Source organism: Caulobacter sp. DMC95 (assembly GCF_056313785.1).
Map to the genome: position 1 here is coordinate 381,546 of NZ_JBQUZP010000001.1, position 22,911 is coordinate 404,456.

Here is a 22,911-nt window from a genome sequence, read left to right on the forward strand (position 1 = left end):
TCAGGCCGCCTTGGTCAGGGCGTCGTAGCGCAGCAGGTTGGCGACCAGGGCCTCGAACTGGTTCATCGGCACCATGTTCGGACCGTCTGACGGCGCATTGTCCGGATCGGGATGGGTCTCGATGAAGACGCAGGCCACGCCCACCGCCACGGCGGCGCGTGCCAGGGTTGGGACAAACTCGCGCTGACCGCCCGAGGACGTGCCCTGCCCGCCCGGCTGTTGCACGCTGTGGGTGGCGTCGAACACTACGGGGCAGCCGATCTCCTTCATGATCGGCAAGGCGCGCATGTCGCTGACCAGGGTGTTGTAGCCGAACGAGGCGCCGCGCTCGCAGGCCATGACGTTGGGGTTGCCCGCGCCCGTGACCTTGGCGATCACGTTCTTCATGTCCCAGGGGGCCAGGAACTGGCCCTTCTTGATGTTGATCGCGCGACCGGTGTTGGCGGCGGCGACCAGCAGGTCGGTCTGGCGGCACAGAAAGGCCGGGATCTGGATGACGTCGACGGCTTCGGCCACGATCGGACAGTGGCTGGTCTCGTGCACGTCGGTCAGGGTCGGCAGGCCCGTGACCTCGCGGATCTCCTGGAAGATCGCCAGGCTGTCCTTCAGGCCGATGCCGCGCTGGGCGTTGGCCGAGGTGCGATTGGCCTTGTCGTAGGAGGTCTTGTAGATCAGCCCGACGCCGAGACGCTGCGCCATCTCCTTCAGCGCATGCGCCGTTTCCAGGGCGTGCTGGCGGCTCTCCATCTGGCAGGGGCCGGCGATGATCGACAGCTTTTCGCCGTTGCCGATGCGAACGGGAGCGCCGGTCGGCGTCTTGATCTCGACGACGGCGTTGGGGGCGACGGCTTTGGGCTGATCCACGGCGGCAATTCCAGCGTATTAGGGCTTCGGGCGCCCCAGAGGTGACCCTTGGGGCGAGATGGTGCAAGTGCGGAACGACTCTGGCGACAGCAAGGCGGGCTCTGACGCCGTCATCGTGTGGTTTCGCAAGGACCTGCGCATAGCCGACAATCCAGCTCTACGCCATGCTGCGGAGAGCGGGCGGCCGGTGATCCCGCTCTACATCCTCGACGAGACCCCCGGCGTGCGCCCGATGGGCGGCGCTTCGCTCTGGTGGCTCGACAAATCGCTCAAGAGCCTAGCTGCGAGCCTTGAGGCCCTGGGGAACAGGCTCATCCTCCGCAGAGGCGTCGCGGCCGAGGTGCTAGACGACGTCATCGCGCAATCCGGCGCGAGCTGCGTCCTGTGGAACCGGCTCTACGACCAGGCCTCCATCGATCGCGATGCAGCGATCAAGGCGGCGCTCAAGGTGCGTGGTGTCGAGTGCCAGAGCTTCAACGCAAGCCTCTTGAACGAGCCCTGGACGGTCAAGAACGGATCCAGCCAGCCCTACAAGGTCTTCACGCCCTACTGGCGGGCGGCGCGCGAACATATGACCAAGGTCGAGGTGGCGGCGGCACCTCAGCGGCTGCTAGCCCCGGATCGCGTTCCGCAAAGTGAGAGCCTGACCGACTGGGGTCTCCATCCGACGAAACCGGACTGGTCCAAAGGCTTCGACTTCTGGACGCCGGGCGAGTCCGGCGCTCGCGCCCGCCTTGACGCTTTCCTGCAGGGGCCCATCGCCGGATACGGCGACCAGCGCGACATTCCGGGCGTGGAGGCGACATCCAAGCTCTCGCCGCACCTGCACTTCGGCGAAATCGGCCCCCGTCAGGTGTGGCTGGCGACCCGCAATGCGGCGGACCATGGCGACATTCCTGGTGCGGAAGCCGACAAGTTCCTGTCCGAGATCGGCTGGCGCGAGTTCAACCATTCGATCCTGTTCCATTGGCCTGAGATGCCCAGCCGAAACTTCAAGCCGGAGTTCGATGGCTTTCCCTGGGTCAGGGACGAGGGCGCGCTGGAGGCCTGGAAGAAGGGCGAGACTGGCTACCCGATCGTCGACGCCGGGATGCGCGAACTTTGGACTACGGGCTTCATGCACAACCGCGTGCGCATGATCGTGGCCTCGTTCCTGATCAAGCACCTGATGATCGACTGGCGTGAGGGCGAGGCGTGGTTCTGGGACACGCTGCTCGACGCAGACCTCGCCAACAACGTGGGCAACTGGCAGTGGACCGCTGGCAGCGGAGCAGACGCATCGCCCTACTTCCGCATCTTCAATCCAATCGCCCAGGGCGAGAAATTCGACCCGAAAGGCGACTATGTCCGACGCTGGGTTCCCGAGCTTCGCAGCATGCCTGACGAGGTTATCCACAAGCCATGGACCAAGCCTCTGCATCTGACCGCCGGCGCCAAACGTCTCTATAGCCGACCGATCGTGGACCACGCCAAGGCGCGGGAACGCGCTCTGGAGGCTTATCACAGCCTCTAGCTGAGCGCGGGGGTTTACGGAGCGGTTGTCGAAGGCGTTAATGAACGCGTAACCGGATGCGAGGCTTGGCCTTGGAAACTGCGCTCTGGAACGATCCCGATTTGCGAACCGCCCCCACGGCCTTCCGCGCGGCCTTGCGTGTCGTCGCCAGCAATTGGGACGCGGGCTCGATCACCTGGATTTTGCCCACAGGCAAGTCGATGACGATTACGGGCCCCAACCCGGGTCCTGACGCTACTCTAAAAGTCAATGATTACAATTTCATGCGACGAGCTTTTACGTCCGGCGCGATTGGCTTCGCCGAGGGCTTCATGGCCGGTGAGTGGGAGACACCCAACCTGTCGGCCGTGTTGGAGGCGTTCTCGCTGAACTTTGACAAGCTGGGCGCCTTGGTGTCGGGCAATCCGCTGATGCGGGCCATTCACGGCCTATACCATCTCCTGCATCGCAACAGCCGCTCAGGCTCGAAGAAGAACATCCACGCTCACTACGACCTGGGGAACAGCTTCTACTCGCGGTGGCTGGACCCGACGATGACCTACTCCTCGGCGCTGTATGAGCGCCCGGGTCAGCCGCTGCCCGAGGCCCAGCGCGCGAAGTACGCGGCGCTGGCCCGAACGATCGACCTGGCGCCTGACAAACATGTGCTGGAGATCGGCTGTGGCTGGGGCGGCTTCGCGGAGTTCGCCGCCAAGGAGGTTGGGGCCAAGGTCACTGGCATCACCATCTCCCAGGCTCAATATGATTTCGCTCGCAAGCGGCTGTTCGAGCAGGGCCTTTCCGAAAGAGCCGACATTCGCCTCGTCGACTATCGGGACGTCGAAGGCCGCTACGACGCCGTCGCCTCGATCGAGATGTTCGAGGCCGTGGGCGAGGAGTACTGGCCGGCCTATTTCGGCAAGGTGCGAGACGTGCTCGTTCCCGGCGGGCGCGCGGGCCTGCAGATCATCACCATCCGTGACGAACTGTTCGACGAGTATCGCGGTCAGACCGACTTCATCCAGCGCTACATCTTCCCGGGCGGTATGCTGCCCAGCGAGGCCCGCCTGAAGGAAGAGACCGAGCGTGCAGGCCTAGAATGGAGCGATCTCAAGCGCTTCGGGCAGAATTATGCCGACACCCTGGCCGAATGGGCTCGTCGCTTCGAAGCCGCCTGGAGCGAAATCCGCAAGGACGGTTTCGACGAGCGCTTTCGGCGCCTATGGCGGTTCTATCTCAGCTATTGCGAAGCGGGCTTTCGGACGGAACGGACGAACGTGATCCAGCTTGGCCTGAGCCGAGCGTAATCGGTAAGCCCTTTGGCTTAGTTTTCCCATCTAGCGTCTTGTGGATAAGGGCATAACCACCCGCACCCACTGATGCTTTACCCGTTCACGTGTTACGCCTTCAGGAAAACTGGGGTTGCGCACGAGCGGCGCGACACGATCTACCAGCGATCCGAAAACTGCCCCAAGGCTCGCCATGTCCGTCCTGCCCAGCGTCCTCGACGCGATCGGAAACACGCCCCTGATCCGTCTGGCCCGCGCAAGCGAAGCCACCGGGTGCGAGATCCTTGGCAAGGCCGAGTTCATGAACCCCGGCCAATCGGTGAAGGACCGGGCGGCGCTGGCCATTATCCGCGACGCGGAGGCCAAAGGCCTGCTTCAGCCCGGCGGTCGCATCGTCGAGGGCACGGCGGGCAATACGGGTATTGGCCTGGCCATGGTCGCCTCGGCGCTGGGCTACAAGACCACCATCGTCATACCCCGCACCCAGAGCCAGGAGAAGAAGGACGCCATCCGCCTGCTGGGCGCCGAACTGGTCGAGGTGGACGCCGTCCCCTACTCCAATCCGGACAATTACGTTCGCTATTCCGGGCGCTTGGCCGAGGAACTTGCCGAAACCGAACCGAACGGCGTGATCTGGGCCAACCAGTTCGACAACACCGCTAACCGCGACGCGCACTACCGTAGTACGGGGCCGGAAATCTTCGAGCAAACAGACGGCAAGGTCGATGGCTTCATCTGCGCCGTAGGATCGGGCGGCACCCTGGCCGGTGTCGCGGCGGCGCTACGGGAACGCAAGCCCAGCGTCAGGATCGGTCTCGCCGATCCCTTCGGCGCAGCGCTGTACGGTTGGTACAAGCACGGCGAGCTGAAATCGGAAGGCTCGTCGATCAGCGAGGGTATCGGCCAGGGACGGATCACGGCCAATCTCGAGGGTCTTGTGATTGATGATCCTTTCCGTGTCTCCGATGAGGAGATGCTGCAGGTGCTGTATGACCTCGTGCAGTACGAGGGCCTGTGTCTGGGCGGATCGGCGGGGATCAATGTCGCCGGGGCGATCAAGTTGGCCAAGGCGATGGGTCCGGGCCACACCATCGTGACGGTGCTTTGCGACCACGGCTCCCGCTACCAGTCCAAGCTCTTCAACCCCGGCTTCCTTAAGGAAAAGGGCCTGCCGACGCCGCCGTGGATGTAGCTTGCGATCGCAGCGCGTGGGGGCGATGTTGCCCGCCCCCCAGCGTGGCGAGTCAGACCCCGAAAGGCGCCCCATGAGCACTCCGTCCGATCCGCTGGTCACCACCGCCTGGTTGGCCCAGCATCTCGACGCTCCTGACGTGCGCGTGGTCGACGCTTCCTGGCACATGCCGGCCGCCCAGCGCGACCCGCACAAGGAGTTCCTGGCGGCGCATATTCCAGGCGCGGTGTTCTTCGACATCGACGAGATCGCCGACGAGACCAGCGATCTTCCGCACATGATCCCGTCGCCCACGAAGTTCGCCTCGCGGGTCCGCAAGCTGGGCCTGGGCGACGGCTCGCGCCTCGTCGTTTACGACAGCACGGGCATTCTGCCCGCCGCGCGCGTGTGGTGGCATTTCCGGGCCATGGGTCACGAGGACGTCGTCGTGCTGGACGGCGGTCTTCCCAAGTGGATAGCTGAGGGCCGCCCGATCGAAGATGGTCCGGTCTTTCCGCAAGAACGGCACTTCACGCCGCGCTATCAGGCCGATGTCTATCGCTCGCTCGACCAGATGCGCGATGTCGTGGCCAGCGGTCGCGAGCAGATCGTCGATGCGCGCGCCGCCGGACGCTTTGAGGGCGTCGATCCGGAACCGCGCGCCGGCCTGCGCAGCGGCCACATGCCGGGCGCTCGCAACATCCCCCTGTCGGCCTTGATCGCGCCGGATGGGACCATGCTATCGGCCGAGAACCTGAAGACCGTCTTCGAGGCCGCCGGCGTGGATATCACCAGACCCGTCGTCTCGACCTGCGGTTCAGGCATCACCGCCTCGGTGGTCGCCTTGGCGCTGGCGCGGATGGGCAAGCCGCGCTCGGCGGTCTATGACGGCTCCTGGACGGAATGGGGCGGCTTGGCGGATACGCCGGTCGCCACGGGACCGGCCCAGTAGCCCGCCTTACCGTCGAGACCCGCCATGGATGAAGAAACCCGCCTGATCCACACGGGCTCTGAGCCCGCTCGCTTGGGAAGGACGGTCAATCCGCCAATTCAGCGGGGCTCGACCGTGCTGCTGCCGGACGCCGCCTCGCTCTACGACGACGATCAGCTCACCTACGGCATCACAGGCCTCTCGACGCCCACGGCGCTGCAGCGCGCCCTGGCCGAGTTGGAGGGCGCAACGGACGTCACGCTCTATCCCTCGGGCCTTGCGGCGATCACCGGGGCGATGCTGGCCGTGCTGAAGGCCGGCGACGAGGTGCTGGTCGTCGACAGCGCCTACAAGCCGACGCGCAGGTTCTGCGATCGGGTTTTGGGCCGCTACGGCGTCACCACGCGCTACTACGATCCCAAGCTCTCCGCCGACGCGCTTATGGCCCTGGTGACGTCGAGCACGCGCCTGATCGTCCTGGAGGCCCCTGGGTCGCTGACCTTCGAGATGCAGGACGTCCCGGCGATCGCCGCAGCGGCCAATGCTCGGGGCGTGCTGACGCTGATCGACAACACCTGGGCGGCCGGCCTGCTGTTCAAGCCGTTGGCGCACGGCGTGACCCTGAGCGTCCAGGCGCTGACCAAGTACGTCGGCGGGCACTCTGACTGCTTCATGGGATCGGTCGCCACCCGAGACGACACAGTCGCCAAGTTGTTGAGCGACGCCATGTGGGACATCGGCTGGTCAGTGTCGTCTGATGACGCCTACACGATGCTCCGCGGCCTGCGCACCCTGTCGACGCGCCTGCCCCGCCACGCCGAGAACGGTCTGGCCATGGCGCGCTGGCTGCAGGAGCGTCCCGAGGTCGCACGCGTGCTGCATCCCGCCCTCCCCGGCGGTCCCGACCACGCGATCTGGAAGCGCGACTTCACCGGCGCCTGCGGTCTTTTCGGCGTGGTCCTAAAGCCCTGCTCGGAGAAGGCGGTGCACGCCTTCATGGATAGCCTGAGGCTGTTTGGCCTTGGCTTCTCCTGGGGCGGCTATGAAAGCCTCGCGCTGCACTGCGACCCGCAGCTTGGCGCGCGATCCATCCCTGTGAGGCTGGAAGGGCCGCTCCTGCGTTTCCACATCGGTCTGGAAGGCCTTGAGGACCTCAAGGCCGACCTGCGCCGGGGCTTTGAGGCCCTGCACGCAGCGGACGCGTGACGCTCCCTCAGGCGGCGCTGATAAGCCCTTCGGCGACGTACTGCTTGGCCACGGCCTCGGCGACCTTGATCCCGTCGACGGCCGCCGAGAGGATTCCTCCGGCGTAGCCCGCGCCCTCGCCAGCTGGGTATAGGCCGGCGGTGTTGAGGCTCTGGAAGTCCTTGCCGCGCGTGATCCGCACCGGCGAGGAGGTCCGGGTCTCCACGCCCGTCAGGACGACGTCCGGATGGTCATAGCCGGGGATCTGTCGGCCGAAGACCGGCAGCGCTTCGCGCATGGCCTCGATGGCGAAGTCGGGCAGGCATTGCGCCAGGTCCGTCAGATGGACCCCCGGCTTGTACGACGGCGTCACCGCGCCGAACGCGGTCGAGGGACGCCCCGCCAGGAAGTCGCCGACCAACTGGCCCGGCGCCTGGTAGGTCCCGCCGCCGGCCTGGAAAGCCAGGCTCTCCCACTTGCGCTGGAATTCGACTCCGGCCAGCGGGTGGCCCGGATAGTCGCGCGCGGGATCGATATCGACGACGAAGCCGGAATTGGCGTTCCGCTCGTTGCGCGAATACTGGCTCATGCCGTTGGTCACGACGCGCCCCGGCTCGGACGTCGCGGCGACGACGGTGCCGCCCGGGCACATGCAGAAGCTGTAGACTGTCCGCCCGTTCCTGGCGTGATGCGAAATGGCGTAGGCGGCCGCGCCCAGGTCCTTGTGACCCGCGCAGTCGCCAAAGCGCGCCCGATCGATCCACGACTGCGGATGCTCGATGCGCACGCCGATCGAGAAGGGCTTGGCCTCGATATGGACGCCGCGATCGTACAGCACCTGGAAGGTGTCGCGAGCGCTATGGCCCAAGGCCATGACCACGTGAGTGGCCGGCAGATAGGGCTGGCCGGCGATGTGCAGGCCCTTCACGCGCCGCACGCCGTCCTCGCCCACCGCGATATCGAAGTCCTCGACCCGGTGCTGCCAGCGGTACTCGCCGCCCAGGCTTTCGATCAGGGCGCGCATGTTCTCGACCATGTGCACAAGGCGGAAGGTGCCGATGTGCGGATGGGCCTCAGTGAGGATCTCCTCGGGCGCCCCGGCCTTGACGAACTCGGTCAGCACCTTGCGGCCCAGGAAGCGCGGATCCTTGATCTGGCTGTAGAGCTTGCCGTCTGAGAAGGTCCCTGCCCCGCCCTCGCCGAACTGGACGTTCGACTCCGGATTGAGCTCGCTGCGGCGCCAGAGGCCCCAGGTGTCCTTGGTGCGTTCGCGCACGACCTTGCCGCGGTCGACGATGATCGGCTTCAGGCCCATCTGCGCCAGGATCAGGCCGGCGAACAGCCCGCAAGGACCCGCGCCGATGACGACCGGGCGCGGCCCATAAAAGCCTTCGGGGGCCTTGGCGACGAAGCGATAGCCGGTGTCCGGCGTGACCCGCACATGGTGGTCGCCCTCGAACCGGCGCAGCACCTCGGCCTCGTCGCGCAGGACGACATCGACCGAATAGACCATCTGGATGGCGGACTTCTTGCGCGCGTCATTGGCGCGTCGGGCCACAGCAAAACGCACCAAGTCACCGGCCGGCACGCCCAGACGCGCCAGGATGGCGGGCTCCATCGCGTCCGGCGCATGGCCGAGCGGCAGCTTCAATTCCGAAATACGCAGCATGATGCGCCTCTTAGCCGGAACGCGGCCGATGCGCCATCCAGGACCTAGGTCAGGACGAGACGACCTTCGCGCAGAACGACGCGTCGAGTTTGGCCCTTTCGGAGGTCGAGCAACAGGCTCGAGCTGCCGCAGACGAGACGAACGGGGCCATCCGCCCCGGCCCGGATGACCGCGTCTTCAAGCTGTCCAGCGCGCCAGCGGACATCGACGCCTACCGCGCCTCGCGCTCGCAGGCCCGTCATGCGCCCCGTCGGCCACGCCGAAGGCAAGGCTGGTAGCAAGTGGATCTGATCGTTGCGGCTCTGCAGGATCATCTCGGTCATGCCCGAGACACCGCCGAAATTGCCGTCGATCTGGAACGGCGGATGGGCGTCGAACATGTTGGGGTAGGTGCGCTCAGGCCCAAGCAAGAGCTTCAGGATGTGGTGGGCGTGATCTCCCTCGCCCAACCGAGCCCAGAGGTTCAGCCGCCAGGCGATGGCCCAGCCCGTCGACAAATCGCCCCGGGTCTTGAGGCTTTTACGCGCCGCAGCCGCCAGGGCTGGTGTCTGGTCGATCGCGATCTGGTCGGATGGAAACAGACCGTAGAGATGCGAAACGTGACGATGCTGAATGTCCGGCGCATCGGCGTCCCAGTCCTCGCGCCATTCCTGCAGCTGCCCGTCCTTGCCGATCTTGTACGGCGCCAGGCGGGCGCGGGCGGACCTCAGCTCGGCGACAAAGGCGTCGTCCGGCCCAAGGATCGCTTCGGCTTTCAGGCAGTTGTCAAACAGGTCGCGGAGGATGGCCTGGTCCATCGTGGGGCCGGCGACCAGGGCGGCGCCGCGGCCGTGTTCGTTCTCGGGCGAGATCGAAGGACTGGTCACGAGGGCGCCGGACGCTGGATCCACCACCAGCGTGTCCAAGAAGAACCGCGCCGCGCCCCTCATCAGCGGATAGACCCGCGCCAGGTAGCTCAGGTCACGCCCATAGTCGTAGTGATCCCAGACGTGCTTGCAGAGCCAAGCCCCTCCGGTCGGCCAAACCCCGTACTTGGCGCCGTCGATGGGGCCGGTCGCGCGCCACAGGTCGGTATTGTGATGGGCGACCCAGCCGCGTGCGCCATACACCGCCTTGGCCATACGCTCGCCGGTCTGGGCGATATCAGCGACCAGGGCGATCAGAGGCTCCACCAGCTCCGGCAGCGCCGTAGGCTCGGCCGGCCAGTAGTTCATCTCGGTGTTGATGTTGATCGTGTACTTGCCGCCCCAGGGCGCAGAGGTCTTGTCGTTCCAGACGCCCTGCAGGTTGGCCGGCTGACTACCGGGCCGGGAGCAGGCGATCAGCAGGTAGCGGCCATATTGGAAGTAAAGCGCCGCCAATGACGGATCGTCCGCCGTGGGCGAGCGACGGATTCGCTCGTCGGTCGGCGCCAGCTCAGCCCGCGTATGACCAAAATCGACGTCCACGCGCCGAAAGAGCGCCCTATGATCAGCTTGATGTCGTTCGAGCAACTGGGGCCACGACCGGCCGACCGAGCGCGCCAGCGTCGCCACGTTGAGCGCGCGCGGATCGCCCGACACATCATCATAGCGGTGAAAGCTGGTTGCGGCCGTGATCAGCAAGACGACCTCGTCCGCCGCTTCCACGTGCAGTTTGCCCTCACCACCCATGACCCGCCCGCCCTTGGCGCGAACCTGGACACGGCATTCAAAGCGCAGACGCGCCGGTACGCCTTGCTGACTGTCGTTGACGCCCGACAGAATCAGCTCTTCCCCCTCAACGGCGACATCGGCCTTGAGCGGCGAGGCGAATCTCAGCTCGACCGAGATCGCCCGAGCCCGGCTGGCCGACAGACGAACCACGATCACCCCGTCCGGCGCGCTGGCGAACACCTCGCGCTGGTGCGCGACGCCGCCAAGCCGAAAGCGCGTCGTCGTAATCGCCCCATCGAGATCCAGCTCTCGCCTGTAGTCCGAGACCGGCTGGGCCAAGCCCGGAAAGTCCAGCCGCAAGTCACCGATCGTCTGGTAGGACATCTGATGCTTGGGCCGCGCCAGGAACTGGGCGTCCGCCAGGGCTTCGGCCTTGGCGTACTCCCCAGCCGCGATCAGGCGTTGGATCTCCGGCAGCGCGGCGCGGGCCTCGGGATTGATCGGCTCATACGGACCGCCCGCCCACAACGTGTCTTCATTGAGTTGCAGCCGCTCGGCGGCCACGCCGCCAAAGACCATCGCGCCAAGCTTGCCGGAGCCGACCGGCAGGGCCTCGACCCACTCAACGGCAGGCTGCCGGTACCAGAGACGATCCGTCAGCGCTTCAGTCGAGCGCGCCAATGTGGGCGCGCCGCCGGCGAGCGCGGCGCCGCCTAGACCCGCGACAGCGCCACGGCGGGTGAGCTCTGCGGCCACGCTCGCCCCCTAGTCCAGTTTGACCACGACCACGGATTTCGAGGGGATATCCAGGGTCAGACGGTCACCGGAAAGCTTGGCGCCCTTGAAGTCGACCGGAACCACGGCGGGCTTGGCGCCGAAGGCGTTCATCGCGTCCATCTTGTCGGCCGTCAGGACCTGACCACTCACGGACTTGGCCTTCAGGCCCGCCAGCGCGAGACTAAGCTTGACGCCGTCATCTGGAGACATGTTGGCGATCGCGACATAGACCTTGCCGTCCTTGCCCTTGGCCGCCGAGGCGTTAAAGGCCGGGATCTTGCTGCCGGCGACATCGATCTCCGGCGCCTTGGTCTCCAGGGGGATCGCCGTCGAGTCCTGGAACGGCACGTACATCTGATGGGCGTAGTAGGTCGGGGTCAGCACCATCTGATCGCCCCTGGTCAGGATGACAGCCTGAAGGACGTTGATGGTCTGGGCGATGTTCGCCATCCGCACGCGCTCGGCGTACTGATGGAAGATGTTGAAGTTCGCTGCGGCCAGCACGCCGTCGCGCAAGGTGTTCAGTTGGTAGAGGTGGCCAGGGTTCGTGCCCGGCTCAGGATCGTACCAAGTCCCCCACTCGTCGACATAGAGCCCGATGCGCTTCTGGGGATCATTGCGATCCATCACCGCGATGTGCTGGCGAAGCAGGTCGTCCATCCGCAGGGTCTGCGCGAACGACTTGCCCCAGGCGGCCTTGTCGAAGCCAGTCGCCGCGCCCTTCTTGTTCCAGTCGCCTGTCTGGATCGTGTAGTAGTGCAGCGAGATGGCGTCCATCTGCTTGCCCGCCGCCTTGGTCAGGACGTCGGTCCAGTTCACGTCGAACGAATTGGCGCCCGACGCCACTCGAACCGCCGGATTGTCGCTGTTCTTGTGGAAAAACGACGAGAAGCGGCGGTACTCGTTGGCGTAGTAGTCCGCCGTCATTTCGCCGCCGCAGCCCCAGTTCTCGTTGCCGATGCCGATGAACGGCACCTTCCACGGCTTGTCGCGACCGTTGGCGCGGCGCTCCTGGGCCAGGGTGTCGTCACCCGGCGAGGTCATGTACTCGATCCACTCGCGCATCTCGGTCGGATTGGACGAACCGACATTGACCGCGACATACGGATCAGCGCCGACCTGCTCGGCGAAGTCCATGAACTCGTGGGTGCCGAACGCGTTGGTCTCGGGCGAGCCGCCCCACCAGTTGTTCTTGCGAGAGGGACGCTTGTCGCGCGGGCCAATGCCGTCGCGCCAGTGGTACTCATCAGCAAAGCAGCCGCCCGGCCAGCGGATCACCGGAGTCTTGATCGCCTTCAGCGCGCCGACGACGTCGCTGCGAACGCCTCGGACGTTGGGAATCTTCGAGTCGGGCCCGACCCAGATGCCGTCATAAACGCCGGCGCCCAGATGCTCGGAAAACTGACCGTAAATGTAGCGCGAGATCGCGGGACCGGTCTGGTCGCCCCTCAACGTCGCGGTGGCGGTGATTTCACCCGCCTGCGCGCCCGTCGCCATGGCCAGCAGCGCGATCGCCGCGCCCCACCACTTGCCGCCCATGGTTCCCTCCCAATCAACGTTCCGTCGTTAAGGAGTCCATAGCAGCGGACTATTTGTCCGACAATATTGTTTCCAGATCGACGTTCGACGAAGGTCGGAGTCGACGACGGCTCTAGTGATTATCCCTCGGCAGGCCCTTGGTCTGGGCGATCCGCTGATACTTCACGGCGGGCTCGAGCACCGCTCCGGTATCCATCTGTCCGACAACGGCGCGCTGGATCTCCTGCCAGGGCGTCTGGCTTTCCGGATAGGCGTAGCCGCCCGCGGCTTCCAAAGCCCTGCGACGCTCCACGACTTCCGAAGCGGAAATCAGCACGTCCACCCGCGACTTGCGCAGATCAAAGCGAACCCGGTCGCCCGTCCTCAGCAGGGCGAGCCCGCCGCCAGCCGCCGCCTCAGGAGAGGCGTTGAGGATAGACGGCGACCCGGACGTGCCCGATTGGCGTCCGTCCCCGATGCAGGGCAATTGATGAATCCCCTGTTTGATCAGGTAGTTCGGCGCACGCATGTTCACGACCTCGGCCGCGCCGGGATAGCCGATCGGGCCCGCGCCGCGCATGAAGAGGATCGAGTTGGCCGTTATCCCCAAAGCCGGATCATCGATCCGGTGGTGATAGTCCTCGGGCCCGTCGAAGACGATCGCGTCACCTTCGAAGGCGTCTGGGTCCTCTGGATTGGACAGGTAGCGCGCGCGGAACTCATCGCTGATCACGCTGGTCTTCATGATCGCCGAGTTGAACAGATTGCCGCGCATGATCGCAAAGCCAGCGCGCTCGACGAGCGGACGCGAAAAGGGTCGGATGACGTCCTCATCCTCGATGACGGCGCCGCGGTACTGCTCGCCAATGCTCTGGCCCGACACCGCCCGCGCATCCTCGTGGATCAGGCCCTGCTCGATCAGTTGACCGAACACCGCCGGCACGCCGCCTGCGCGATAATAGTCCTCGCCGAGATACTCGCCGGCGGGCTGCAGGTTGACCAGCAGCGGCACGTCCTTGCCGGCGACCTCCCAATCCTCAAGCTTGAGCTCCACGTCCATATGACGCGCCAGGGCGTTCAGGTGGATCGGGGCGTTGGTCGAGCCACCGATCGCTGAGTTGACGACGACCGCGTTGAGGAACGACTCCCGGGTCAGGATGTCCGACGGTTTGAGGTCCTCGGCCACCATCTCGACGATCCGCAGCCCGGTCCGATAGGCGTTCTCCTGACGGTCTCGGTACGGCGCCGGGATCGCCGCCGAGCCGGGCAGTGACATGCCCAGCGCCTCAGTCAACGAGTTCATCGTCGTCGCCGTGCCCATGGTGTTGCAGTAGCCGGTCGACGGCGCTGAACTGGCGACGAGCTTGATGAAACCGGCGTTGTCGATCTCGCCGGCGGCGAGCATCTCGCGCGCCTTCCAGACGATCGTGCCCGAGCCGGTCCGCTTGCCTTTGTGCCATCCGTTCAACATCGGGCCGACCGACAGAGCGATGGCCGGGATGTTGACCGTCGCCGCCGCCATCAGGCAGGCGGGCGTGGTCTTGTCGCAGCCGATCGTCAGCACAACGCCATCCAAAGGATAGCCGTAGAGCAGCTCGACAAGACCGAGATAGGACAGATTGCGATCAAGGCCGGCCGTGGGCCGCTTGCCGGTTTCCTGGATCGGATGGACGGGGAACTCCAACGCGATGCCCCCAGCGCTGCGGATGCCCTCGCGAACGCGCTCTGCAAGCACCAGGTGGTGACGGTTGCACGGCGAGAGGTCCGAGCCGGTCTGGGCGATCCCGATGATGGGCCTGCCCGACTGCAGCTCTTCGAGGGTCAGGCCGAAGTTCAAGTAGCGCTCGAGATAGAGCGCCGTCATGTCGATATTGTCCGGATTGTCGAACCAGGCCCGCGAGCGGAGCGTGCGGGGGGAGACTTTAGGGACGCTCATGACAACCCTTGATGACCAGGAACCGGCGGCTGCGACCGCCGGAAATCGACGCGGAACGACCACGCCGGCTCGTCACCGCCTCGCTTTTTCATTTGTCTGACTATACCCCGCATCACAGGGCGTCAATGCAAGCGTCTCTCGGCCTTGGGGAGGACGAAACCGCCCCAATACAAGGCTTAAGCGGTCATGGATGCGCGGGTGTCTTCCAGAGCAAGCGTGACCAACCGCTCCATCGCCTCACGGGCTTGGTCCTCACGTCCAGCGGCGATGGCGTCGAACACCTTCCAGTGATCCGGAACGGGGTCGCGTGCGAGGTCGCGGGAGCGTTGCTTGTAGATCGTGGTCCAGCGGACCGCCGCGCCGATGCTGCTGCTGAGCGTGAAGAGCGGTCCGTTGGCCGTGGCCTCCAAAACCGCGTCGTGAAAGTCGCGGTCAGCCGCCTGCCCCGCCTCCGTCGCGAGCGTCTCGTGCTGCATGGTGACCAGCGCGGCGCGCATGCGCTCCAGCTGGCCAGCGTCCCGGCGCTTCGCCGCGAGCGCAGCCGCAGCCGGCTCGACGATCATGCGCAGCTCATAGAGTTCCTGGAGAAAGGACTCGCTTGGCTCGGACTCGAAGAACCAGGACAAAACCTCGGGATCCAGAAGACGCCACCGCGCGCGCGGACTGACGCGCGTCCCCGTTTTGGGTCGACTCTCGACAAGACCCTTCGCCGCGAGAATTCGGATAGCTTCGCGATAGGCGCTTCGCGAGACCTGGAGCCTTTCGCTGGCCTCGATCTCGTTGGTCAGCACGTCACCGGGTTGGTGCTTGCCTGAGACGATCGCCGCGCCGAGCGATCGTGCGATCGCCCCGTGGAGGCGACCTGGCGCTTCTTCGCGCTCGGGTTCGCCGCCGCCCTCATCGCGCCTCGCCTTCGCCACTCGCTTATCGCTCCAACTTGCCTAGCAGGCGATGGACCTGCGGGGCCGGACTCTAAGAATGTCACAGGCCCTGCAACAAGGAAATTCGGCCGCCGTCCGGATGACACTGGTTTGACAGCGCGGTTAGGACGGTTATTTGTCTGACTATTATTGACCTCTGGAGTTCAGACGGGTGGTTCTTCGATTCGCGCAGCTGAAAACACCGGAAGGCGACCGGCGGCTTGTCGCGATCGACAACTCGCGCCGTGCGCGCCGCGTGGAGGTCGCAGATACGCTCTATGAGCTGGCTCAAGTCGCCATCCGCGTCGACGCGACCTTATCGGAGGCGGCTCAAGCGCGGCCTTTGGGTGAAACCCTTGATTTCGACGCCGCCCTCGCCGAGGGCCGGGTGCTAGCCCCCATAGATCATCCCGATCCCGCACACTTGCTGCTCACCGGCACCGGCCTGACCCATCTGGGCTCCGCAGAGAGCCGCGACCAGATGCACAAGGCCGCCCTCGCCCACCAGGCCGGGACCGACGAGCCTCTGACCGATTCCCGTCGGATGTTCCTGATGGGCGTAGCGGGCGGTAAGCCGCCTGCCGGCGAGATCGGCGTGCAACCCGAATGGTTCTATAAGGGCGACGGCTCGCAACTGGTTGGCCCCAACCAGCCTCTGGTTTCCCCATCCTTCGCCGAGGACGGCGGCGAGGAGCCTGAAATCGCCGGGGTCTATATCGTGGGCCCTGACGGAACGCCCTATCGTCTGGGTTATTGCCTAGCCAACGAGTTTTCCGACCACGTCGTCGAACGTGGCAACTATCTGTGGCTGGCGCACTCAAAGCTTCGCAACGCCGCCCTTGGCCCTGAGCTGCTCACGGGACGCTTGCCCGAGGAAATTCATGGCGCCAGCCGGATCATCCGGAACGGCAAGGTCGCCTGGGAGCAGCCGTTCCTGTCTGGCGAGGGCAATATGTCCCACGCCCTGACGAACCTCGAACATCATCACTTCAAGTACGACCTGTTCCGACGCCCCGGCGACCTCCACGTCCACTTCTTCGGCGCGGCGACGCTATCGTTCGCCTCAGGGTTTCTGACCCAGGAGGGGGACGTTTTCGAGATCGAAGCCCCGCCGTTCCACTATCCCGCGCGCAATCGGCTCGCGCGGGGGGCGTCCACTGTGACGACCGTGAAGTCACTCTAGAGCGACCTTGCAGCCAATAATGATATCGAGGGAGAGGACCATGAGGCTGAAGACCATCGCGCTATGCGGCGCGGCCCTGCTTTTCGCTGGGACTGCTCAAGCGGCGGACCTCTCGCGCAAGCCCTTCGGAAAGCTGCCCTCGGGCGAGACGGTCGAGGCTCTGACTCTCACCAACGCAAACGGCGTGAGCGCCACAGTGATCACCTACGGCGCGACCCTGCAGTCGCTGATCGCGCCGGGCCGCGACGGTAAAGCCGCCGATGTCGCCCTCGGCTTCGCGGATGCGGCCGGTTACGCCAGCAACAACAGCTATTTCGGGGCCAGCGTCGGCCGGTTCGCTAACCGGATCGGCAAGGGACGCTTCACCCTCGACGGCAAGACCTACCAGCTGGCCTTGAACAACGACGGCGTCGCCGCGCTGCATGGCGGCGTCAAAGGCTTCGACAAGGTCGTCTGGAAGGTGCTGGACGCCAAGTCCGGGCCAGTCGCCTCCGTGACCTTTGGCTATGTCAGCCCCGATGGCGAGGAAGGCTATCCAGGAACGCTGACGGTCACGGCGACCTATGCGCTGGACGAGCAGAACCAGCTGACGATCACCTATGGCGCGACCACCGACAAGCCGACGATCGTGAACCTGACCAACCACGCCCTATTCAACATGGCCGGCGAAGGGGCCCCCGAGGGCGCGATGGGCAATGTGCTCACCATTCCGGCCGACGGTTACACGCCGGTCGACGCCGAGCTGATCCCGGCGGGCGTGGTGACCCCCGTCGCGGGAACCGCCTTCGACTTCCGAAAGCCCACAGCAGTCGGCGAGCGTATCCGTGACGCCAGCGATCCGCAGCTGGTCATTGGACGGGGCTACGACCACAACTACGTCCTGAACGGCCCATCGGGCGGCGCGCTGCGGCTGGCGGCCCGGTTGTCGGATCCCAAGAGCGGACGGGCCTTGGAGATCCTGTCCACCGAGCCGGGAATTCAATTCTACGCCGGCAACTTCATGAATGGCTTGATGGTCGGCAAGAGCGGCAAGATGTATCGCCAGGGCGACGGCATCGCGCTTGAGCCCCAGCACTTCCCTGATGCGCCCAACAAGCCACAGTTCGCGTCGACGAGGCTCAACCCCGGTCAGACCTATCGGAACACGATGGTGTTCCGTCTAGCCGTAGATCGCTAGCTAGGGTCAGACCACGTGCGGGGCTCGTTCAGCGCCTCGTCAATGAGCCGGTTGGCGGTCTCCACGCGGCTCTCCCCCGCACGAGGATCAGCGGCGAGCAGGCGCTTGATCCGAGCCTCGCGCGCCTTCGCCCGCGAGGCCTCGGCGAGCCGCTCGTCGGTGAGCGCCATGCTCAGCCGCACGCTGTCGCCTTGAGAGGCGAGACGGCGCTCAAGGTCGGCGATGGTCTGACGGCTCTGTTCGAGGGCGCTCAAGGCCTCGTCCCGTTGATCGCTTACAAGCTGCAAAACGCGCAAAGTCTCAGCCAAGCGCCCCCGCGCCGATATCGCGCGAACGACGCAGAAGGCGACCACAGCAACGGACAGCAACCACAGCGCCTTGATGAGAAGGGGCGCTAGCGCCGCGCCAGCCAGAGTGTCCATCGCCACAACCCTGTAAGCCTTGAAACCTATACCCCGCCTCGCCCGAACCGGGCTTCATTAACCGTGGTCGTGGCGTACTGAAGGACGTCGTTGACGACGCCCGAAAGGGTTTCGCCCGATAGGTCGTGCTCGCGAGCCCAGACATTCACCGCATGACGAAGAAATGTGCTCGCCACCTCGGTGGCGTCCTCTCCGCTTCCTGCAACGACGGCTGGCTCTGAGATCATGGTGCGGTCCAGGCTCATACGCGACTCCTCCGGCGGCACGAGGCGCCGCTCGCTCCACCAATCCTGAAAAGACGGACCCAGCCGGCGGGTGGCTGGGTCCGCAGTCGGGTCTCGCGGCGACGCTCGTCGGGACCTAGGGGCCTAAGCCTTCAAGAGGCGCGAGCCGTTTCGTTCCCGCAAAGCGCGACGCAGTCGACGCATGAACTGTGTTTGAGTCAGCGCAGTCTGGATGTGAGGATTTGCACAGCGCGCCGGAGCAAGGCGAGATTTCGGCTAGACAGCTCGGGTCAGGCTGAAGATCGGCGTCGCCGGAAATCCCTTGCGTCCCTGGGTGCGCCCGACATAGCCGCAGCGCAGCGTGTCGCCGTGAAAGGTCGCCAACGCGCCAGCGAGCGCCTCGCTGACACAGATTGATCCAGGGGCGACGTCGGGTTCGATCCTCGCGGCCACCACGACGTGAGCGCCCATCACCGCAGGCGACTTCGTCATCGGATTCGTGCGGAGGTGAACCGGGCCGTAGTGCCCCGCGATCCGCAAGCCAAGACTTCTCGGCAGCCCCAAAGCCCTCAGATCCAGAGTGCGATGCGCCTCCATCAGCGCCAGGGCCGCGCGCGCCGCGTCGATGGGGGCGTCAAAGACCAGGAACAAACCGTCACCCCAGGTTTCGAGATGAACCGGGCGAGCGGAAAGCGACTCAACCGCACTCGCCAAGCGCGCCATCACCGCATCCACGAAGACTGGGATCTGATCATCGCGAAGCGCGCCAAACCCCTGCATGTCGGCGAACAGCATGGCTTTCATGCCGCGCTTGGGGTCGGCGCCAGCGCCTGGCGGGCGAGGTGTTGGAAGCGGCCGCTCAATTTCGATCACCGCGCGCTGTCGGCCGCTCCGCGACCAGTAGTTCAAGTCGGCGTGCACGCCGGCGGGCCCGCCCCCTGCGTGACCGTCCCAGATCGCCAATTGCACGGCCTTGGTCGACAGCGTCTCTGCGCGCAGCACCGCGCAGCCCATCGCGAACTGGCTTGAGTAGGCGAAGACCTGCTCATCGCCGAGGAAAGGGTCCGAGGAAGCGTATCTGAGTGATGTGGCGCGAGACAAACAGCGCTCGAAACGTTCCACCCAGGCGTCGCCAAACGGTGCGACCGACACGCGCACGAACGAGCTTTGCTCAACGGGCAGCACCACGTGCAACTCAGCCCCGGCGGCCAGAAGCGCCTCGGCGAAAATGATGTCGCCGCCCGCCGCCAAGCTTCCGTAGCCAAAGCCCACCCGCTCCTTCACGAGCAAAGCGTCGACGCGCTCACGTAGCACCGAACCGCACAGGGCCGCCCCGGTGGTGTCGAGGATATGCCCGGTGAAATGCGCGCAGGCGGGAGGCCGTAAGGACTCCAGCCAGGCGGCGTCCACGCCCGTCTCGCTGCATAGTATCTCCAACTGCCGAAGCGTCGAAGCATGCGCGGCATAGGCGGTGGGCGCCAGGCTGACCGCTTCAGTCATGGCGTCACGCGCAGCGTCTAGGTCTCCGGTGAGGAAGCGGGCCTCGGCGCGGCTCGCGGCTTCGTAATAGGCCCCCTCGGCGGTTAGACTGGCGGGCGCCGACATCGCCAGCACCGCCCGCGCGCGCGCAGCAGCGCTCGACGCGTCCCCCGCCACAAGCGTCATGGTCGCAGCGTTGATGGCCCCGTAAACGCCACCGTACGCCCCAAACAGCTTTTCATACTGGCGGATCGAGGCCCTGGCGAACGCAAGACGGCGTGGTCCCCGCGCCGCCAGCGCGACATCCTTCAACAGACGCGCGCCCAAGGCTACGGCGTCATGGCCCTCGGCGCGATCCAGTCCCAGTCGCACATACTCCGACCGGGCGAAATCCAACGCCCCGGCGCGCGCCAAGCATAGGACCGCGAGATAGGCGGCCTGCGTGTCGTCCCGCTCTGTCTCAAGCGCGGCATGGGCGATGTCATAGGCGGCGAGGACCTCCCCTCGCCGTATGAGCGCGACCACATGCTCTGGATCAAACATCCCGCCTGGATCAGGGAATACGGCCAGCGCCGTTATCAATGTTGGGATCGAGATCGATCTTCTGGCCGTGCGAGTCCAGCATCAGGAGGCTGTAGGTGTACTCGCCCATCCGCTGATCCTCGTAGATGACCTTGAAACGCGACCGCGGAGCCAAGTCGCCGCCATCGATCGAGTACGGCACCCAGACATAGCTTGAGAAGTTCACACCGAAATCGCGCTGGATTTCGATGGGTCTGCGCTGAAATGACCAGCCTGCATTGATAAGCTGATCGCTTAGAGTGAACACCAACTCGCAGCGCTCGCTCAGATCCAGGAACAGCCGTTTGGGCCGCCGCGGGTCCACAAAGTTCATGAAGTTGTATCGTTCGTCCAAGCCGATGACGAGCTCCACAACTTTTTCGGGTGTTGGTTCGGTCATTTCAAGTCTCCCGACTGAGAATTTCACCTGCGGGCGACTCTCGCCAAAACGCAACAAACCCAGGGTGCGCGTACCCCTCTTGCTTGAGACTGCGCACGATCTTCATCGCCTCATCGCGCTGGCCGACCGCCCAATAGGCGCGCGCCAGGACGTCGAGACTTGCGGGCGGGAGAGATTTACGACGGGGCGATAGCGTCTTGATGGCGGCGGCGGGCCTACCTTCAGTGAACTGCGCATAGCCAAGCAGATCAGAGTTGCTGGTGGCCGTGTCGGGATCGCCGTTGGAGGACTCCAGGCGCTCCACAAGGCGCTCGGCCATGCCCTTGGCCGCTGCGGTGTCGCCGGCGCTCAAGGCCAGAACGATCGCCTGCCGAGCCAGACGTCCGTCAAGATCGGCTCGCCACTCCGTCGCTTGCTGCCCCTTGCGGGATCGCGCCAAGGTCGCGCTGGCGGCGGCATGCCGGGACCTTGCCGCGGCCAGATCACCGGAGCGCGTCTCGACGTCGATCAGGTCGAGTTCACCGACGAGAACATATTCCCGCCAACGCGTGTTGGTCGGGTCCAGGGCAGCGAGCTCTCGCAAGCGAATATTCGCCGCGGTCAGTCGACGCCGCGAGTCCTCAAGCCGACCCAAGTCGATCTCAAGCCTGCCAAGACCAAGCTGGGTCGCGACACTCTTGGCCGCCATCCGCTGGTCTTTCGGAAAAGCCGCTACGCCTTCCTCCAACAAGTCGGCGGCGGCCTTGCGCTCAATGAAGGCGTCTCGCGGTTTGGCCATCAAAAGCAGAGCGTCGGCGATCCAGGCGCGCGCGTTGGCCGCATCGGTCAGGCGCTGCTTGTCATTCGAAGCTCTGAGGCGTTCGGCCTCAAAGATCCTGAAGGCGGCCCGAAACGCAACCAGCGCCTCCTCGGCGCGCCCCTCTTCAAACAGCAGCGTTCCGAGGTTGCTCTCGGCATAGGCCCCTTCAATCCGCCACTCCGCGCGATTGGGGTCGATCGCCACCAGTCGCTGGGCGAGCTCGGCGTATCGCTTGAACCCGCGCTCGGCCTCCGCGACCTCTCCGCGGCGCCATTTCATATAGGCCAGCCAATAGACGTTCTGAGCTTCGTCGAAGACCCGATCACCATCATTCGGAGCGCGCTGCACGAGCGCGTGAGTCGTCGCGGCGGCCTGGGCGAAGGCGTCCTGCGCGCCGACCAAGTCACCGCGCTGCTCCCGGATCGTCCCCAGAAGGGTCTGCGCCTTGGCGCGCTGGGCCAGCGCCTTGTCGTCCAGCCGGTCGCTTTGCGCCTTGGCGTAGTAGGCCAGGACCTTCGCGCTCACGCCGTCTAGGAGATCCAGACGACCGACGGGCTCTAGCTGTTCACGCAGGTCACCCAGCATGTAAGCGACAAGGGCTTCGGTCTCATCCCGCTGCTCCCGCGCGATCTGGCGCGACTTCAACGTCACGACGGTCATCGCGCCCATCCCAACGGTGACCGCTAGCGCCAAGCTGCTGAAAGCCGCCATCAAGCGTAGTCGCCGACGCGCATCACGCTGCACCAGCCGATCCAGATTGACGCCCAGCAGGCGAGCGGCGATCCGGAGCTTGGCAAGCCTCCTGCCGTCGGCGTCCTGCCGCAAGTCCACCGCCAGAGGCTCGACGCCCGGCGGCAGCGCAGCTTTCAAGGCGAGCGGCAAAAGCTCTCCGAGGGAGAGGCTCACTGGCGCGTCGGGCGCGATCACGCTGATCACATGGTCTGCGCCCCTCGAAGCGAGAAAATGAGCGACTTCCTTGTCCACCCAAAGTGATGCGGCGGACTGGGGCGAGCACAGGATGATGAGGGCATCGGAGCGATCCAACGCCTCGCGGATCGCCTCGCTCAGGTCGGCGGCCGCTGACAGCTCGTCACGATCACGGAAGATCGGCTTTAGACCACTCTCAACCGTCTCCGCGCCGCCGGAGCGGAGCCCACGGGGCGGGCGATAGCTCTCGAGGCTCCGATGGAGCCACTCGGCGGCTTTGCGATCATGATGACTATAGCTGATAAAGGCCTTGTACCGTTGTCGGCTATTCATCATCGCCCCCGATCGACAGC

The 22,911-nt window shown here is 65.3% G+C and carries 18 protein-coding genes; 7 read left to right on the plus strand and 11 right to left on the minus strand.

Annotated features, from left to right (window positions below; genetic code table 11):
- On the minus strand, positions 1-864 hold the full coding sequence (kdsA, locus tag ACT53N_RS01845) for a 3-deoxy-8-phosphooctulonate synthase (protein ID WP_476062287.1): 864 nt from the start codon (positions 862-864) through the stop codon (positions 1-3).
- Positions 865-925: 61 nt separating this feature from the next.
- Between kdsA and ACT53N_RS01850 the strand changes: the two genes are divergently transcribed.
- The 5 genes from ACT53N_RS01850 to metC all read left to right on the plus strand — a co-directional run bounded on the left by ACT53N_RS01850 (position 926) and on the right by metC (position 6,953).
- Complete coding sequence (locus ACT53N_RS01850) at positions 926-2,377, plus strand: cryptochrome/photolyase family protein (protein WP_476062288.1); 1,452 nt, start codon at positions 926-928, stop codon at positions 2,375-2,377.
- 56 nt (positions 2,378-2,433) lie between these two features.
- Positions 2,434-3,663, plus strand: coding sequence for a class I SAM-dependent methyltransferase (locus ACT53N_RS01855; RefSeq protein ID WP_476062289.1), 1,230 nt, complete (start codon positions 2,434-2,436; stop codon positions 3,661-3,663).
- 175 nt (positions 3,664-3,838) lie between these two features.
- Positions 3,839-4,837, plus strand: coding sequence for a cysteine synthase A (locus tag ACT53N_RS01860; protein ID WP_476062290.1), 999 nt, complete (start codon positions 3,839-3,841; stop codon positions 4,835-4,837).
- A 73-nt stretch (positions 4,838-4,910) separates the two neighbouring features.
- A complete protein-coding gene (sseA, locus tag ACT53N_RS01865; protein ID WP_476062291.1) occupies positions 4,911-5,768 on the plus strand; it encodes a 3-mercaptopyruvate sulfurtransferase in 858 nt (285 codons plus the stop codon).
- 24 nt (positions 5,769-5,792) lie between these two features.
- Positions 5,793-6,953, plus strand: coding sequence for a cystathionine beta-lyase (gene metC, locus ACT53N_RS01870; protein WP_476062292.1), 1,161 nt, complete (start codon positions 5,793-5,795; stop codon positions 6,951-6,953).
- A gap of 7 nt (positions 6,954-6,960) precedes the next feature.
- Here metC and ACT53N_RS01875 read toward each other — a convergent pair whose 3' ends face one another.
- The 5 genes from ACT53N_RS01875 to ACT53N_RS01895 form a co-directional block, all read right to left on the minus strand.
- Positions 6,961-8,601, minus strand: coding sequence for an NAD(P)/FAD-dependent oxidoreductase (locus ACT53N_RS01875; RefSeq protein WP_476062293.1), 1,641 nt, complete (start codon positions 8,599-8,601; stop codon positions 6,961-6,963).
- A gap of 44 nt (positions 8,602-8,645) precedes the next feature.
- Positions 8,646-10,991, minus strand: coding sequence for a glycoside hydrolase family 95 protein (locus ACT53N_RS01880; RefSeq protein ID WP_476062294.1), 2,346 nt, complete (start codon positions 10,989-10,991; stop codon positions 8,646-8,648).
- Positions 10,992-11,000: 9 nt separating this feature from the next.
- Entirely contained in the window at positions 11,001-12,551 is a 1,551-nt protein-coding gene (locus ACT53N_RS01885; protein ID WP_476062295.1) for an alpha-N-arabinofuranosidase, read from the minus strand.
- Positions 12,552-12,663: 112 nt separating this feature from the next.
- Positions 12,664-14,466, minus strand: coding sequence for an IlvD/Edd family dehydratase (locus tag ACT53N_RS01890; RefSeq protein ID WP_476062296.1), 1,803 nt, complete (start codon positions 14,464-14,466; stop codon positions 12,664-12,666).
- 176 nt (positions 14,467-14,642) lie between these two features.
- Positions 14,643-15,386 carry a FadR/GntR family transcriptional regulator gene (locus ACT53N_RS01895; protein WP_476062297.1) on the minus strand — a complete coding sequence of 248 codons (744 nt, stop codon included), beginning with the start codon at positions 15,384-15,386 and terminating at the stop codon, positions 14,643-14,645.
- 172 nt (positions 15,387-15,558) lie between these two features.
- Between ACT53N_RS01895 and araD1 the strand changes: the two genes are divergently transcribed.
- Both araD1 and ACT53N_RS01905 read left to right on the plus strand, forming a co-directional pair.
- Complete coding sequence (araD1, locus tag ACT53N_RS01900) at positions 15,559-16,569, plus strand: AraD1 family protein (protein ID WP_476062298.1); 1,011 nt, start codon at positions 15,559-15,561, stop codon at positions 16,567-16,569.
- A 40-nt stretch (positions 16,570-16,609) separates the two neighbouring features.
- Positions 16,610-17,746 (plus strand): aldose epimerase family protein, encoded by a 1,137-nt coding sequence (locus tag ACT53N_RS01905; RefSeq protein ID WP_476062299.1) that lies wholly within the window; start codon positions 16,610-16,612, stop codon positions 17,744-17,746.
- Here ACT53N_RS01905 and ACT53N_RS01910 read toward each other — a convergent pair.
- The 5 genes from ACT53N_RS01910 to ACT53N_RS01930 all read right to left on the minus strand — a co-directional run bounded on the left by ACT53N_RS01910 (position 17,743) and on the right by ACT53N_RS01930 (position 22,891).
- Entirely contained in the window at positions 17,743-18,000 is a 258-nt protein-coding gene (locus tag ACT53N_RS01910) for a hypothetical protein (protein ID WP_476062300.1), read from the minus strand. The two genes, ACT53N_RS01905 and ACT53N_RS01910, sit on opposite strands and share 4 nt — an antisense overlap.
- A 194-nt stretch (positions 18,001-18,194) precedes the next feature.
- A complete protein-coding gene (locus ACT53N_RS01915) occupies positions 18,195-18,395 on the minus strand; it encodes a hypothetical protein (RefSeq protein ID WP_476062661.1) in 201 nt (66 codons plus the stop codon).
- 273 nt (positions 18,396-18,668) lie between these two features.
- Entirely contained in the window at positions 18,669-20,414 is a 1,746-nt protein-coding gene (locus ACT53N_RS01920; RefSeq protein WP_476062301.1) for an adenylate/guanylate cyclase domain-containing protein, read from the minus strand.
- 10 nt (positions 20,415-20,424) lie between these two features.
- Positions 20,425-20,832 carry a hypothetical protein gene (locus ACT53N_RS01925; RefSeq protein WP_476062302.1) on the minus strand — a complete coding sequence of 136 codons (408 nt, stop codon included), beginning with the start codon at positions 20,830-20,832 and terminating at the stop codon, positions 20,425-20,427.
- A gap of 1 nt (position 20,833) precedes the next feature.
- Positions 20,834-22,891: a toll/interleukin-1 receptor domain-containing protein gene (locus tag ACT53N_RS01930; protein WP_476062303.1), complete on the minus strand. Its 2,058-nt coding sequence runs from the start codon at positions 22,889-22,891 to the stop codon at positions 20,834-20,836.
- Between the last annotated feature and the right edge of the window lie 20 nt (positions 22,892-22,911).